Here is a 16,052-nt window from a genome sequence, read left to right as displayed (position 1 = left end):
AATGATGACAAATGCCGATTCAGTAAGTAATATTCAGCATGAACCTGCTTTTTTATCTAATATAGCGCCTTTTGAAAACACAGGTTGCCAACAGCATAGAGAAAAACAGCTTTATCATAATAGGTATATTTGCAATGGTAAGAGGTTTAATTATCATTTTATTGAATGTGATTTTATTGATTTTAGTTTTGATAAAATGGATTTGTCAAAAATAAGCTTTGAGCGCTGTACCTTTAAAAATATAAAGTTAACCAATTGTCGTCTCGAAGATATCCGTTTTTATAACTGTAAAATAGAAAATCTTACTTGTGCGGTAACGCAACTGGCTGAGATATGTTGGCAACAAACAGACCTCACCCAGGTATTATGGGACAATTGCCGCGTCGAAGGTATGTTAATGCATAATGTAGATATTCATAAATTACAATTTGCTGCGGTCACGCTGTCGCAATGGATGGCAAATAGCGTGCATTTAACCGAGTGTGAAATGCGCGGCGGTAGTTTTTATGATGCCAACTGGTATGACTGCCATCTGGAAAACTGCCAATGGCAGCGCGTTGATATTAGGCGGCAGGTCATGGGCAACACCCGCCTGCAGGCTGTGAGTTATCATAAAATTGGCGGTGATAATTATGTCTGGCATAACTGTCGGCTTGATCAGGTAAATTTGTCGGCGTTGGTATTAAACCTGTGCAGTTTTCATCGTTCAGAACTTATTGAATGTGAGCTGGCAAAAACCGTATTGCTGTCTGGCATCTTCACCGAGGCGCGGCTAACAAATTGCCAGTGTCCGCAGGCTGATTTTAGTGCGGCGCAAGCAGAGAGGGTAAATTTTACTGATTGCAATTTGCAACAGACATTATTTAATCGCTCGCGTTTGATTGGTTCAATATTTGATCATTGTAATCTGAGTATGGCTGACTTTTCTTACGCACAAATGTGCGAAGCAACCGTCAGGCATTGCCAGTTAAATGCCATCAAAATGCAGCAAATCCGTACCTATGCTGGCAAGGATCAACTCTCGGCCATAGCGCCGCAGGACCAAGACAAAATATTGCGAACCATTGATCGCTGGTATGCCCGGCATCAGCCGGGAGCCCGCGAGAATCCGTTATTTGCTGCCTTACCCTCAGGAGTGAGTCGTTATGTCTGAAGAAGTGATCAGTACCTGTTCGTCGGCAACCCGACGTCGCTACCTTGATGCCTCAACAACTTTACCTGCTGGCAGCCCGGTGATCGCGGATGTCAAAATAGATGCGGCCGGAAATTTTTATTTATTCCCCTGGCCCGATCACGCGCTGAAAACGGCGGTGAGCTGTCTGATTAGTCCACAGGAGGGGGATCGCGTCAGGGCGGTTTTTGATCGTCAGACGCTGATTATCACCGATATTCTGGCGAGAACAAGTGCCGGGCCCAGGGTTATCAATAGCCAGGAGCATGATTTGCATTTGGTTGCGCCCAATATCAGCCTACAGGGCAAGGAGGGGATCACTTTACAGGCAGAAAATATCAGCCTGCTTGCTGCCACCTCGCGCTGGCTGGCGGAACGTATGGAACAGGTTTCACGTCGGCTGTTTGTCCGCGCCGATCATGCTCATCGCCAAATAAAGCATACGGATAATCTGCAGGCAGAAAATATTCATCATCAGGCCGCGCAGACATTGATTATCAAGGGGCGGTTAGCCTCGGTAAAAGGTGCCACCGTACTTAAGGTGGATGGCAGTCAAATACATATGGGGTAAAACGATGACAGCGGCAAATACCCGAGCAGGTGGCATGAGTTTTGTGGCCTGCGATCCGATGATCCCGATACCGGGTACCAATATTGCGCCCAACGATGCCGGTATCCCCAATATCAGCAATTACTATTGCTGTGGAGGCAACGAACAAAATATGGCGACTCTGCGCGTGGCAACAATAGATAGCGGGGGGCTGCTCGGGGTGGCATCAGGAACCTATTGTGGCGCTATGACGCCAATGCAGGGCTCGGCAAAATACTTTATTCAAGGCAATCCGGCAACCAGGATGGGGGATATGAGTATGACCAATAGCGGTAATATGGTTTGCGTACAAGCTTCGCCGAGCCAATTAAAATATTTTATCAATGCGTAATATCGTTATTGCGATTTGTGCTGCGTTACTTTTTGGGCTGCTGGGTGGCTGTCAAATATCCACTGACCGGCCGAGAAACCCAGTTGTTACGGTCAATATTACCGCCGGATCGAATGTTAATCCCGGCAATGGGGTAAAAGCGCAGCCGTTAAGAGTCTGTATTTTTGAAACGTCACGGGCGGGCTGGGATCCTCCCGGGCTGTATGCCGGACGAATATGTGACGATGCCGGGCTTGGCAAAGAGGTATTGAAATACCAGGTTTATATTTTGCTGCCTAATAGGCACCTGACCTACCGGTCGTCAATAACCGGGCCACAAGAGAGATGGCTGGTGGTTGGCGCAGAGTTTCAAGCAGGAGTGGGAGAACTTTCATTAATTGAAAGAAGAGTGGAACCGAATACAAATTTTAATATGGAAATTAACGCTGATTTTTCTTCGCTTTCGGCTATCAGATAAATAATAGGGATAATTATGTTGCCAACTCAACGGGTCGCCTGGGTTGAAGGGATGTTGATGGAGCCACAGCATTTTCAACAGCAAGAGCGTTTTATGGAAAGTCTCTTCCATTCGCGGATCAATACCCTTGGCGCTTATCACTGGGGGGTAAGCAAACTGGAGATCGATGAAGGGCTGCTCGAACAAGGCAAATTCGCCCTGAAACATGCGGCTGGTGTGTTTCCTGACGGCACGCAGTTTGCCATGCCGGATCGCGACCCCTTGCCGTTGCCCATTGACCTTGACGCCAGCTATCAGCATAAAACCCTCTGTCTGGCGGTATTAATGGATATGCCTGGAAATAACTGGATTGATTTTACCGGGCAGGGCGCAAGTCGCTATAAGGTCATTACCGCAGAAATTGCCGATCGTAATCGCGTGCAGACCGTGGAAAGTCTGCCGAGAAAGGTCCCGGTGCAGTTGGGCAATCTGCAACTGCGTCTGTGCGCGCAGGAGGCCACCAGCCGGGCCGAAACGGTAATACCGGTGGCGAAATTGGGCGAGAGAATGCCTGATGGCCGTATTTCGCTCAATAGCCATTTTTTACCGCCAATGCTCGACTGCCGCGCGGCGGGCTGGATCATCAGCGCCACCCAGGAACTGCAGGGACTGATTTCCCAGCGGCTAAATGCCGTCTATCTCCCGGATGTTCACCACGCAGGGGGCGGTTTCTCCGAAATGCTGGAAATTATGCTGTTGCAAACGCTGGGGGAATATCACCTGCGCCTGGCGCATTTGTTAAGCCGCCCGCTGGTGCATCCGGAAACTCTGTATCAGTTTTTACTTGGTTTGTTAGGCCGTCTCTGCTTTATTCCCGGCAGCGAAGCGATCCGCGATCGCGGTGAGTTGACCTATGTTCATAGCCAGGCGGACAGCGGTTTCTTTCAACTATTTGCCGCGCTGCGCCGCGCCTTGTCATTAGTGATTGAATCACCGGCGGTGGCGCTGCCCTTTGCCGATCGCGGGGACAATATCTATGTGTGTCAAAACGATCCGCAGCTGCGTCTGGAGAAACTGGTCTTTGCGGTCAGTGCCGATATGCCCGTCGATTTGCTGCGCAGTTATTTCCCCGCTCAGGTCAAGTTGGGACCGGTGGAGAAAATCAGTCAACTTATTGATTTACAACTTCCTGGTTTACGCATCCTCAATATGGCGGCAGCACCCCGTCATCTGCCTTATTATCCTGACAGCCTCTATTTTGAAGTGGATACCGCTGACCCGCTGTATCGTGAAACCCTGTCTGGTGCGGCCATTGCCCTAAGCGTAGTCGGAGACTTCCCGGGACTGCGTTTTGACGGCTGGGGCTTGCGTAGCGGGAGGACAAGATGAACTCATGGTCTCGCCCGCAGACGCCTTTTCCATCCGCTCAACATGCGTTGCAAAAATATCCGCAGATGGCGGTCACCCCGGTAATAAAAGCGGTGGCCGGTGCGGCGTTGGGTGGATCAATGGCCGCAGGGCAGGCAACTGAAAGTACGCCGCCGGAAATGCTCGCTTCTCTGCCGCCCGCCAACCCGACTATTTCGGCCAAGGCTGGGACGTCTGGCAGGATAAAAATTGGCAATGTCTGTGGTCAGTGGGCCAACTCCTGTATTGCCGCGGCGATGCCAGTGTTATTGCTGCTGGAACAGGCAAAGGAGGCCGGGGCGGATGCAGTTGCCGTGCGTAGCCAGCTGGTACGCGAAATCCAAAACTTTCAACAACGTTTGTTAATGCAACAAACCTTGCCTGACGATGTGCGCAAGCTGGCCTATCTGCTGTGTACTTACAGTGATTTCTGTATGACCGAGGCCGGCACTCCGCAGGCTTCGGGTCCCAGCCTGTTGGTGGAGTTTTTCCAGGACGCCTGGGGCGGGGAGCGCTGCTTTGACGATCTGCATCACTATCTGCAGGATCCCGCGAAATTCAGCCATTTTATTGGGCTGTACCATCTGATCCTCTCACTGGGTTTCAAAGGCAAATATCGGGTGATGGAGCGGGGCGATGTGTTGCTGATGGATCTGCTGGTGCGGATTAATCAGCAACTCTATGGTGCAGATGGCATGCCGGAACTTACCCGGGTGATCCCCGAGATTGCCCGGCCCAGGCGCAGAAAGATCTCGCCGCTGCGGTTATTGGCGGTGGGGACTGTTGTCTGTTTGCTGGCTTATGGTACCGCTTCGGTGTATCTGCATGATAAATCACGGGGGATTCGCAATGCGATCCTCGCCTGGGAACCCCCTGTTCCGCGCAAAATAGACATTATGGAGACCTTGCCTCAGCCGTTACCGCAGATTTTAAGCGAAGGCTGGCTGGAGGTGCGGGAAGATCCGCGCGGCTGGTTATTACTCTTTACCTCCGACGGTGCCTTTGCCACCGGCAAATCCACCTTGTCAGCGGAGTTTGTCAATAAACGCAATATCGAACGCCTGGGGGAAGCGCTGGCCAGCTGGCCGGGAGATCTGGAAGTGATTGGTCACACTGACGCACAACCCTTTAAAAACAGTCAGGCAAACAGCAATCTGCGGTTGTCGCAGGCCAGAGCGGAGACGGTGGCGGCCAGACTGCGCGAGGGGACACTGGTCAACAGTAAATACAACCGCGATATCAAAGCCATCGGCAAGGGCGAAAGTGAACCGCTGGCCGATAATGCCAGCGAGGAAGGACGGCGTAAAAATCGTCGTGTTGATATTTTATGGAAAATTGGGGAGCGTGCGCAGAGAGAGACCAATACATCGGTGTCATCGGCCCCTTCCTGGTTTAAGTCCGCTGCGGTTGCTGGCTAAAGGAAGATTTTATGTTGCGTCAGAGTCTGATCATTATTATTGCCCTGATTTTATCTGCCATTGTCTGGTGGATCGGCCCGCTGGTTTCTATTGGTTTCTATGTGCCATTGCGCGCGGTATGGGTCCGAGGCGTCATTATCACACTGATATTAGTGTGGGCGTTGTGGCCAATGGTGGCCGCAATCCTTGGCTGGCTATTTCGTCATGCACGGGCGCCGCAGTTGGAGCACCGTCGGCGACACTTACGCGATCGCGTCACTGCGCGCTTTTTTGATGCCATCAAGACCCTGAAAGCCGTGGGTATTGCCAGCCGCTCTTCTGGGTGGCAGCGGATTCGCTACCGCTGGCGTAAGGGCTATATCAACGATCTGCCGTGGTTTCTGGTGCTCGGACCGACGGGCAGCGGAAAAACCTCGTTAATTAATGAAAGCGGTAAACGCTTTTTGTTGTCCGAACAATATGGTTTTACGCAAATTTCTGACGTTGGCCCAACGCTGGACTGTAACTGGTGGTTGACCGATCGCGCGGTATATATCGATACGGCAGGCGAGTGGGCACAGTTGCATGGTCAGAGTGAGGAGTCCTGTCGGGCGCAAAAGAAGCTCTTTACTCTGATCCGCCGTTACCGCCGCAAACCGGGTATCGATGGCATTATCCTCTGCCTGGATGGCCGCTGGCTAATGCAGGCGTCATTAACCGAGCGCAAGTCGCTGGCCGATACCTTACGGGTACGGATGCTGGAAATTGCCGACCATTTTCACCAGGATATCGCCGTCTATCTGGCCATTAATCAGTTGGATACTTTGCCGGGCGGGGCTGCATTCCTGTCGGTGGCCAGTGAGGAGATCCTGGAGCAGGGACTGGGTATCCAACTGGTAAAAAACGCCTACGGGCAGTTGGATTTCGCGGCGGCTGAAGAGGCCTTTGTTCGGCTCTCCATGCACATCAGTGATTATATACAACAGAGGCTGCAAGCCGAACCGCGAGCCGACGTGCGGCGACAATTGCTGTTTTTTACCGAGGCAACAGGTGCCTTGCACAAGCCGTTGTTTAATTTTCTGGAACAGGTATTTGTGCAATCAGCCGGTTACTACTGCGGACGTTTGCAGCAGATCTGGCTTGGCAGTACCACCGCCATTCAGCATGCGGGTTTCAACTCCCTTTCGCCGATCGGCGACTGGCAATCCAAAGCCATCGGGCAGATTTATGCCCCGTTGCTGGATAATGCCATTGCCGAGCGCGGCGTGATTGATTCACATAAATTACCCGCCCGCGAGCGCATTGGTCGGGCGTTACGCTATGGCTTTACCCTGGCACTCTTGGCTTTTGTCGGCAAACTGCTGGCGGTTCAATATTTCTGGGAGGAAGAGTACATTGCCTATATTACCGCCCGCTTTGACGAGACCAAACGTATTGTGCGGGAAATTCCGACCACCAATCAGCTAAGTGACGATGTGGTTTCGGCCTATGAGCAATTGGGGTATATGACGGCGCAACTGTCTAATAATGTCACCCCGCTCAGTAATCCCTATCTCGAACACCGGTTAATTAATCGCGCAGCAGAGCAGACCTATCATCGTCACTTATTCAAGTTTTTCTGGCCCGCGATAGAGCGTTATATCACCAGTGAGCTGGGGCGAGATATCAGCGCCGGTGACGCGGACGTTTATAACACCCTGAAGGTCTATCTGATGCTGGGCAAAGCTGAGCACCGCTCGGCGGATGCGCTGGTTAACTGGTTTATGAAGCGCTGGTCCAGCTTTGTGCCTCAGGGCTATTCTCCCGCCGACAAGCGGCTGTTTGCCCTTCATTTACGCGAGATGTTTAGTGGCAGTCTGCAAAGCATGGCACCGGTCACCAGCCTTAGCGCGGATCTGGTGCGTCTGGCCCGCGTCAAGGCAATGAATATTCCGATGCATGTTCGTGTGGTGCGCGCGTTGCAAGCCCGGGCAGCGAGCAGCTCCATTGAAAACATCACCCTGGCTACGGCGGCGGGAGCCAATGTTTCGCTGATGCTGCGGCGTAAAAGCACGGCAACGGTTTCCGATATTGCGGTACCTGCCTTTTATACCCTGGCCAGTTATCACGATGTTTTCCGTGCGCAGTTGGACAGCGCCGTCAAGGCGATGATCAATGAAGAAGCCTGGGTGCTGAAGGACGAAGATCGCAGCAAAGTCAGCGATATGCTGACTTCCGAGCAAAAATTGGCGGATGAAGTGAGAAAACTCTATCTACAGGAGTATGCCGATAGCTGGGACGCTTTCCTGAAAGACATTCGCGTCAGACCGGTGGGCAGCCTGGATGATGCCGCCCAGTTGGCACGGCAATTTTCCGATCCTTCTTCTCCCCTGGCCAATTTGATCCGCTTCGCCACCCGGCAGACCAGCCTGGATGGCAGTCAACAGAATAATGTGTCGAGTTGGTTTGGCCGTAAAAAGAGTGCGTTGGAAAATGTACGCCGTGATGTGGTTGGAGAAATTTCCGGTGAGCGCAGCCGTTTTCGCATCACCCCGGAGAAAGCGCTGGAGCAGCGCTTTGAGGTGCTGCGTCGCCTTGGTCAACAGTTGATGCAATCGGTGGGCGGCAACAGCGATCCTTTGGCCAGAAGCTTTGAGGAGCTTTATAACCAGTTATCTTCCCTGGCTTTTTCGCTGCGCGCGGGAGAGGTGATCCCGCAAAACAGTGCCATTAATCGCCTGCGCATGTCTGCCGCTCGCCAGCCTGAACCAGTACGCAGTGTGATGCAGGATTTGCTCGATGTCGGTGATAGCAAGAGCCTGCAAATTAGCCGTAACAACCTCAATAAGGGGGCCGCCAGCTTTGCCGCCGATCTCTGCCGTAATAAGGTAGCAGGGCGCTATCCCTTTGTGCGAAATGCCAAAAAGGAGATCGGTATTGATGATTTCTCCCGCATGTTTGCGCCATCGGGCAGCATAAGACGTTATTTTATACAGAACCTCGAGCCTTATGTGGATACCCATTCAGGCAACTGGCGGGTAAAAGACAGTCGGCACAGCCTGCTGAGCAGCGGTACTTTGCAGGCTTTTCAGCAAGCCTCACTGATCAGCGATACGTTTTTCACTGCCGGCAGCGATAACCTGTCCTTCTCAATGTTTTTGCGCCCGCTGTCGTTATCTCCGGAGATTGTCGAAGCGGTATTGGATATCGACGGGCAAATTATTCGCTATAGCCACGGGAGTTCGCAGCCGGTGAATATTCGCTGGCCCGGCAAGAATGGTGGTGCCTATGTGCGTTTATCCTTTAAAGATGTCAACGGCAAAATTCAAACTGCCAGTTTCAACGGTCCCTGGGCATTGTTTCATTTATACGACAAGAGTAATCCGTTGATGCAGGCAAGCGATCGTCGAGAGCTCTCGATGGCCATCGCGGGTATTCGCGGCATGTTTAAAGTAGAGCTGCTTTCGACCATGAAAGACTTCCCGCTATGGTCGACGGCGCTCAGTCAGTTTTCTTGTCCGGCAATTAAATAATAGAAAGGAGTGATTATGTTAGATCCCAGTAAACTTATCGCCATGCTTGCCGAGTCGGCAAAAATAAGTCAAACCTCGCAAAGCAGCCTTAGCGACGCCTTTATAAAAGGGGCTGCGGGTATGAATATTAATAGTGCGGATTTAATGCAGCAAATTATGTCCACCATCTCGTCCAGCCAGGCTCAATCCTCGCAAGAGTTGAGCAAGATGATGAGTCAATTCCCGCAACCGGAGAGTGCGCAACAGGCCGTACAGCAGGCTGCGGCAGCAATGAAATCCCCTGCAGGTGCAACGACGCCGGGGGAACATCCCCTATCGCCCAATCCGGAAGATCTGATGAAATCAGCGATGGCGGGGTTTCCCGCTGAATCTATGGCTTTCTTTGAAAAAATCAGCAAAGGCTGATGTGCCAGGCTGTGTCAGGTGTCCGTCAGTAGTACGGGAACCTGACACAGCCGCCATGAGCTACATCGACAGCGTTTCCATCATCACAATCATTTTCTGAATAACGATTTGTGCCGCCCGCGATAACTGACGACGGGGGGCGACGCAGAGTGCCAGCGTTAGCGGTTTTACGCTGTGGCCCTGCAGCGGCACAAACGCCAGGCGGTTTTCCTGTAAATCGGGGATCACGTCAAGCAGGCTTAATACTCCGACACCAGCCCCTTTGCGGATCAATTCACGCATCATGCGCACATCATTACAGACAATCGAAGGGGTTTCATGCAGCTGATAGCGGTTATACAGCAGTTTGGCGCGGGCGTTGACCATCAGCGGTTCGGACGGAATAATCTGCCGATATTCAGTGATATCGCTAAATGACAGCGAGGTTTTATGAGCCAGGGGATGGCCTTTTGGCATAGCGATACCAATGGGCAGTTCGGCAAAGGCGCGTACTTCCAGACCGGTATGTTCTACCGGATCGAGCAGCAGGCCGAAATCCACCTCCGACGAACTAACGTGCTCGCTAATATTGCGGCTTTCTTCGATTCTGATATTAAAGGTGAGGTTCGGATATTCTTTACCAATATCGGCAATCAACTGCGCAATCATCCCTTCGCTTAATGCAGCAATCATCGCAATAGTGACATGACCGCGGCGTAGTCCCTGCATTTCATCAAATTTTTCTCGCGTGCGGGTAAATTCCTTGCGCCAGCGTTTGATATCGTCAAACAGCACTTCACCGGCGGAAGTCAGCTTGAGACCGGTAGGCAATCGCTCAAACAGCGGCGTCTCCATGGTCTGTTCTGCCTGCAGAATTTGCCGGTTAATCGCCGACGCGGAGACGTGCAAAATCTCTGCGGCTTTGCGCAAACTGCCGGTGTGGGCGACTTCAACAAAATACTGTGAAAACCGAGAAAATGGTGACATAAGGGGGTGTACTAATTTTTGCAGTGATTTAGTGAGATATCTATTATGGACTGCATCACCTATTTTTCCTAGATTGTACGGTGCTTCTTTGTAAAACAGCCACATCAGCTTTTTTTTATACAAATAAGTAGACAGGTATAAAGCAGTGATGACAGGGTTCGTCAAAACACGCAGCAGTTTTCCGTGTGTCGTTTTAGAGTTAGACGAATCTAGGGCACCCAGACTTCTGGCTCACGGACGTGTTTTGAAAAACAAAACCTATAACAAGCGTGTATTCATATAACGCGACCGAGAGACATCTAATGTTAGAGAAATTATTTAAACTCAAAGCTCATCGTACTAACGTACGCACTGAGATTGTGGCAGGGCTTACCACTTTTCTGGCCATGGCCTATATTTTGTTTGTGAACCCTTCTATCCTCGGTGCCACCGGTATGGATAAAGGCTCAGTGTTTGTTGCAACTTGTCTGGCTGCCGCAATCGGTTCCGCATTGATGGGATTTATTGCCAACTATCCTATCGCGCTGGCGCCGGGCATGGGCTTAAACGCCTTCTTCACTTATACCGTTGTGCTGCATATGCATTACAGCTGGCAGATTGCCTTGGGTGCCGTTTTTCTCTCCGCCTGTATTTTCTTTGCATTATCCATCTTCAAAATTCGCGAATGGATTATCCGCAGTATTCCTTTACCGCTGCGATCCGCTATTGCCGCCGGTATCGGTTTATTCCTGGCGCTGATTGCCCTGGAAGGGTCCGGCATTGTAGTGGGTAATCCGGCTACGCTGGTGGGCATTGGTGATTTAACCAAACCTGCGCCACTGTTTGCCATTCTGGGCTTTATCATTATTGTGGTTCTCGAAGCGCGTAAAGTGACCGGTGCGGTACTGATCGGTATTCTTGCGGTGACCATTCTGTCCATCGCCTTAGGCTTCTCGCCTTTCGGTGGCATTATGTCTATGCCGCCGTCCATTGCGCCAACCTTCCTGCAACTGGATATTAAAGGTGCCTTTAACGTTGGGCTGATCAGTGTGATCTTTGCCTTCCTGTTTGTGGATGTCTTTGATAACTCAGGTACGCTGATTGGTGTGACCAAGCGTGCCGGTCTGCTGGACGAAGACGGCAATATCCCGAAAATGGGCCGTGCTCTGGTTGCCGATAGCGCCGCTGCACTGTTTGGTTCGCTGTTGGGTACTTCAACCACTACCAGCTATATCGAGTCTGCCGCTGGCGTCAGTGCCGGTGGTCGTACCGGTTTGACCGCGATTGTGGTGGGTATTCTGTTCCTGCTTAGCCTGTTCTTTGCTCCACTGGCGGGTAGCGTACCGGAATTTGCAACTGCTCCGGCACTGCTGTTTATTGCGGTATTGATGACGTCCGGTCTGGCTGAAATTGACTGGAAAGATATCACCGTGGCTGCCCCTGTGACCGTGACCGCGTTGACCATGCCGTTGACCTATTCTATTGCTAACGGTATTGCCTTTGGTTTCATTACCTGGACGCTGGTGAAACTGTTCAGTGGCCGTGCGCGTGAACTGAATGCTGCGCTGGTGATCCTGTCGATTCTGTTTGTGATTAAATTAGGTTGGTTAAGTGCCTAAGCACTAAGCTCTCCCTTATTGCGTAGCACAACATCTGCTTGTGCTACGCCGTTCTCTCCTTATGTCTGCCCTCTGTCTCGATATCCCTGAAATAACCAAAATCCCTCTGCAAACGATTTCTTTGCCACCTGCTTACACTTTGTTGACACTGTTTTGCCAGGATCGTGCTCAATCGCCGATTTTTCGCTTATAGCCAGCAAAATAGGGGCTTTATGTGCGCCTAAACTTCAAAAATAGGCCAGTGTTTGTTATATTATTAACCATTCAGGCAGGCTATGTTTTACCTGAAAAAGGTTGATTTTTATACTCCGCTTCCCCAGGATGCCGATATGTTAGATTTTCGCTTTCCGACCGCAATGCAGATGGTTTTTAGTGTCGCTCTGGCTGAAAAGTCAGGTCAGCGCTGTACCAGTGCCATTTTGGCGGCGAGTCTGGAAGCCAACCCCAGCTTTATTCGAAAGCTGATGGTGCCATTAACCCATCACGGGATCATCGTTTCGACGTTGGGACGCACCGGCTCAATCCGCCTGGGGCGTACCGCTGAATCCATTACCCTGCGTGATATATATACCAGCGTTATTGAAGACAAGCGTCTTTGGGCCTCGCGGCCGGAAGGCTCGGCCAAATGCCTGGTCAGCGCCAATGCCTGCAGCTATTTCAAATCGGTGGTCTACGAAGCTGAAGAGGCCTCGATGGCGGTGCTGGCGCGCTATAGCGTGGCCGATGCATTAGTAGAGTTTGAGCGCAATGGCAGCTACAGTTGCAGCAAAGCCAGCGCGGCGTTGATGGGTAAATAAGATATTTTTTTGCCCGTAGTACCCGGCATAAAAAGGGGGACTCGCTTTACGGCGAGTCCCCCTGAGTTTGATGACAAAGTCGTCTTGATGATCGAGATACCCGGGCATAGCACACCTAGGGGCGCTCCGGCGGGCAAGCCCGCTACGACCCCAACGGTGCACTCTCCCTAATAACGGACTTTGTCAGCAGTCTGAGGGGGACTCGCTTTACGGCGAGTCCCCCTTGCTGTTTCTGGCAGGCCCAATAGAAGGTCTAGGCGGTGATAGTTTCGCTAGCCGGTGTTTTCTTGCGGCTGACCAGTTTTCTTAAGGCGACATAGAATACCGGGGTCAGGAACAAGCCAAACAGCGTGACCCCCAACATTCCCGAGAATACGGTGATCCCGGTAACGCCTCGAACTTCTGCCCCGGCCCCGTGGCCAAGAATCAACGGCACCGTCCCGGCAATAAAAGCAATGGAGGTCATAACAATCGGCCGTAAACGCAGACGGCAGGCTTCCAGTGCGGCTTCTATAATGCCTTTGCCCTGCAGTTCCAGTTCGCGGGCAAATTCGACAATCAGAATGGCGTTCTTACAGGCCAGACCCATCAATACCACCAGGCCGACTTGTACAAACACATTGTTGTCGCCGCCGGTTAGCCAGACGCCAAACAGCGCCGATAGCATGGTCATTGGCACAATCATGATCACCGCCAGCGGCAAGGTCCAGCTTTCATACAGCGCGGCGAGCACCAAAAAGGCCAGTAATACCGACATTGGGAAGACAATAATCGCGGCGTTACCCTGCGTCGACTGTTGATAACTCAGGTCGGTCCATTCGATGTTCATGCCGTTGGGCAGCAGATTTTTAGACAGGCCACTTAGCTCGGTCATCGCCTGCGCCGATGACAGCACGCGTGGGTCGGCATCACCAATCAGGTCAGCCGCCGGATAGCCGTTATAGCGGATCACCGGATCGGGGCCATAGGTGGTAGTGATATTGACCATGCTGCCAATGGGTACCATCTCGCCTTTATTATTGCGCGTACGCAAATTGGCAATATCTTCGACACTGTCGCGGAACTGACCGTCAGCCTGGGCCATGACTTTCCAGGTGCGGCCAAAACGGTTGAAGTCATTGATATAGGAAGAACCCAGGTAAGTCTGCAACGTACTGAACAAGTCATCCAGGGATACGCCCTGAGCCTTGGCCTTTTCACGATCGATTTTGGCTTCCAGTTGCGGGACGTTGGCCTGATAGGACGAGATCGGGAAACTCATGCCCGGCGTTTGCATAATGGCACCTGACATGGTGTTTATCGCCGATTGCAATGCACCATAGCCAAGACCGGCACGATCCTGAATATACAGAGAATAACCCGATCCCTGACCTAACCCGAGGATTGGCGGCGGCATAATCGAAAAGGCAAAGCCTTCCTGGATCTGCGAGATCTTGGCGTTGATTTCCGCATTAATCTGCGCTGCCGTACGGGTACGCTCGCTCAATGGTTTAAGGGCGAAAAATACCGTACCGGTGTTCGGTGTATTGGTAAATTGCAGGGCATTCAGGCCCGGGAAAGCCACGGCATCGATCACGCCGTCAGTGCTTAAACCGAGGGCGCTGATTTTACGTATTACCGCATCGGTACGCGATAACGACGATCCTTCCGGCATTTTAACCCCGGCAATCAGATACAGCTTATCCTGCGTGGGGATAAAGCCCCCCGGCACTGTCTTGAACATCAAGCCAGCGGCACCCAACAGCAGAATATAGATAACAAATACCGCGCCGCGTTGCCCCAATGCTTTGCCTACCGCACCTTGATAACCGTGTGAGCTGGCATTAAAAAAGCGGTTAAACGGACGGAAAAGCCAGCCGAACAGCCGATCGATCAGGCGTGACGGCAGATCCTTTGCTGCGCCATGGGGTTTTAGCAGCAGGGCGGCCAGCGCCGGAGAGAGCGTCAGCGAGTTGATTGCCGAAATTACCGTAGAAATGGCAATGGTAACGGCAAATTGTTTGTAAAACTGACCGGTAACCCCGGACAAAAAGGCCATTGGCACAAACACCGCACACAGCACCAGGGCAATGGCAATGATTGGCCCTGATACTTCGCGCATCGCCTGATGGGCCGCTTCGCGCGGGGCCAGTCCCTCTTCTATATTACGTTCGACGTTTTCAACCACCACTATGGCATCATCGACCACAATACCTATGGCGAGTACCAGACCAAACAGGCTAAGGGTGTTAAGGGAAAAACCGAGCAAATATAAAATACTAAAGGTGCCGACTACCGAAATTGGCACCGCCAGTAACGGAATAATCGATGCGCGCCAGGTTTGCAGGAACAGAATAACCACCAGCACTACCAACACCACCGCTTCGAGCAGCGTATGAACCACCGCGCTGATGGAGTCGCGTACAAAGACGGTAGGATCGTATGGGGCACGCCAGGTCAGGCCGTCCGGAAAACGGGTAGAAAGTTCGGCCATTTTGGCGCGTACCGCGTCAGACAGATCGATGGCGTTGGCTCCCGGTGCCTGAAAGATACCAATGCCCACCGCATCTTTATTATTTAACTGCGAACGCAGCGCATAGCTGCCGGAACCCATCTCAATACGTGCTACATCGCGCAGACGGACAATTTCGCCGTTATCGCCGCTTTTAAGAATGATATTGCCAAACTCGGCTTCATCTTTCAGACGACCCTGGGCGTTGATCGACAGCAGATAATCGCTATCTTTCGGCATAGGCTCGGCACCGAGCTGACCGGCAGAAACCTGGACGTTTTGCTCGCGCATGGCGGTGACCACATCGGACGCCGTTAAACCTCGCGCCGCGACTTTATTGGGATCGAGCCAAACGCGCATGGCATATTCACCAGCGCCAAAAATCTCGACCTGGCCGACACCCGGCAAACGCGCCAGCTCATCTTTTACTTTCAAGGTGGCATAGTTGCGCAGATACAGTGAGTCGTATTTACCTGACGGCGAATAAAGGTGCACCACCAGAGTCATGGTCGGGGATTGCTTCTGCGTGGTTACCCCCTGACGCTGAACATCGGCAGGCAGACGGGCAGCAGCTTGTGCCACGCGGTTTTGTACCTGAACCTGAGCCTGGTCGGGATCGGTTCCTGGGCGAAAAGTCACGGTAGTCACCAGTACGCCATCAGAACCGGCCACTGATTTCATATACATCATGTTTTCGACGCCGTTGATCGCCTCTTCCAGCGGTGTGGCTACGGTCTCGGCGATCTCTTTCGGGTTAGCCCCCGGGTATTGCGCCCGCACTTGCACGCTGGGCGGTACTACGTCCGGATATTCGCTTACCGGCAACAGCGGAATGGCAATTGCGCCGGTCACCAGGATCAGGATCGACAGTACGGCGGCAAAAATCGGCCGGTCGATAAAAAAGCGGGAAAAGTCCATGGGTCAGATCCTG

The 16,052-nt window shown here is 52.0% G+C and carries 12 protein-coding genes; 10 read left to right on the top strand and 2 right to left on the bottom strand.

Going from position 1 to position 16,052, the window contains the following annotated elements:
- Position 1: 1 nt before the first annotated feature.
- From GW590_RS02275 to GW590_RS02240, 8 genes are read left to right on the top strand one after another with little or no spacing between them, the layout of a single operon-like run.
- The gene (locus GW590_RS02275; RefSeq protein ID WP_169401385.1) at positions 2 to 1,153 is read left to right on the top strand and encodes a pentapeptide repeat-containing protein; all 1,152 of its coding nucleotides are present in this window, start codon (positions 2 to 4) and stop codon (positions 1,151 to 1,153) included.
- Entirely contained in the window at positions 1,146 to 1,742 is a 597-nt protein-coding gene (locus GW590_RS02270) for a DUF3540 domain-containing protein (RefSeq protein ID WP_169401384.1), read from the top strand. Before GW590_RS02275 ends, GW590_RS02270 begins: the two co-directional genes overlap by 8 nt.
- Positions 1,743 to 1,746: 4 nt before the next feature.
- Positions 1,747 to 2,112, top strand: a complete 366-nt coding sequence (locus GW590_RS02265) for a PAAR-like domain-containing protein (protein WP_169401383.1) — start codon at positions 1,747 to 1,749, stop codon at positions 2,110 to 2,112.
- A complete protein-coding gene (locus GW590_RS02260; RefSeq protein WP_169401382.1) occupies positions 2,105 to 2,569 on the top strand; it encodes a type VI secretion lipoprotein TssJ in 465 nt (154 codons plus the stop codon). The genes GW590_RS02265 and GW590_RS02260 overlap by 8 nt, the downstream gene beginning before the upstream one ends.
- A gap of 15 nt (positions 2,570 to 2,584) precedes the next feature.
- Positions 2,585 to 3,937: a type VI secretion system baseplate subunit TssK gene (tssK, locus tag GW590_RS02255; protein WP_169401381.1), complete on the top strand. Its 1,353-nt coding sequence runs from the start codon at positions 2,585 to 2,587 to the stop codon at positions 3,935 to 3,937.
- Entirely contained in the window at positions 3,934 to 5,373 is a 1,440-nt protein-coding gene (locus GW590_RS02250; protein ID WP_169401380.1) for a DotU/TssL family secretion system protein, read from the top strand. The genes tssK and GW590_RS02250 overlap by 4 nt, the downstream gene beginning before the upstream one ends.
- Positions 5,374 to 5,384: 11 nt before the next feature.
- Positions 5,385 to 8,864, top strand: coding sequence for a type VI secretion system membrane subunit TssM (tssM, locus tag GW590_RS02245; protein WP_169401379.1), 3,480 nt, complete (start codon positions 5,385 to 5,387; stop codon positions 8,862 to 8,864).
- Between the two features lie 15 nt (positions 8,865 to 8,879).
- Positions 8,880 to 9,269, top strand: a complete 390-nt coding sequence (locus tag GW590_RS02240) for a DUF6277 family protein (RefSeq protein WP_169401378.1) — start codon at positions 8,880 to 8,882, stop codon at positions 9,267 to 9,269.
- A gap of 60 nt (positions 9,270 to 9,329) precedes the next feature.
- Here GW590_RS02240 and GW590_RS02235 read toward each other — a convergent pair whose 3' ends face one another.
- Positions 9,330 to 10,235, bottom strand: a complete 906-nt coding sequence (locus GW590_RS02235; protein WP_169401377.1) for a LysR family transcriptional regulator — start codon at positions 10,233 to 10,235, stop codon at positions 9,330 to 9,332.
- Positions 10,236 to 10,537: 302 nt separating this feature from the next.
- On the opposite strand from GW590_RS02235, the gene GW590_RS02230 reads away from it, so the two are divergent.
- Positions 10,538 to 11,833, top strand: a complete 1,296-nt coding sequence (locus GW590_RS02230) for an NCS2 family permease (RefSeq protein WP_169401376.1) — start codon at positions 10,538 to 10,540, stop codon at positions 11,831 to 11,833.
- Positions 11,834 to 12,162: 329 nt separating this feature from the next.
- The gene (locus GW590_RS02225; RefSeq protein ID WP_169401375.1) at positions 12,163 to 12,630 is read left to right on the top strand and encodes an RrF2 family transcriptional regulator; all 468 of its coding nucleotides are present in this window, start codon (positions 12,163 to 12,165) and stop codon (positions 12,628 to 12,630) included.
- Between the two features lie 253 nt (positions 12,631 to 12,883).
- On the opposite strand, the gene oqxB is transcribed toward GW590_RS02225, so the two are convergent.
- Positions 12,884 to 16,039 carry a multidrug efflux RND transporter permease subunit OqxB gene (gene oqxB / locus GW590_RS02220; protein WP_169401374.1) on the bottom strand — a complete coding sequence of 1,052 codons (3,156 nt, stop codon included), beginning with the start codon at positions 16,037 to 16,039 and terminating at the stop codon, positions 12,884 to 12,886.
- Positions 16,040 to 16,052: the final 13 nt, after the last annotated feature.

Source organism: Rouxiella aceris, assembly GCF_012933545.1.
Classification (GTDB): Bacteria; Pseudomonadota; Gammaproteobacteria; order Enterobacterales; family Enterobacteriaceae; genus Rouxiella; species Rouxiella aceris.
Note: the sequence above shows the minus strand (reverse complement) of the source record. Positions and strands in the feature narration are given on the sequence as shown.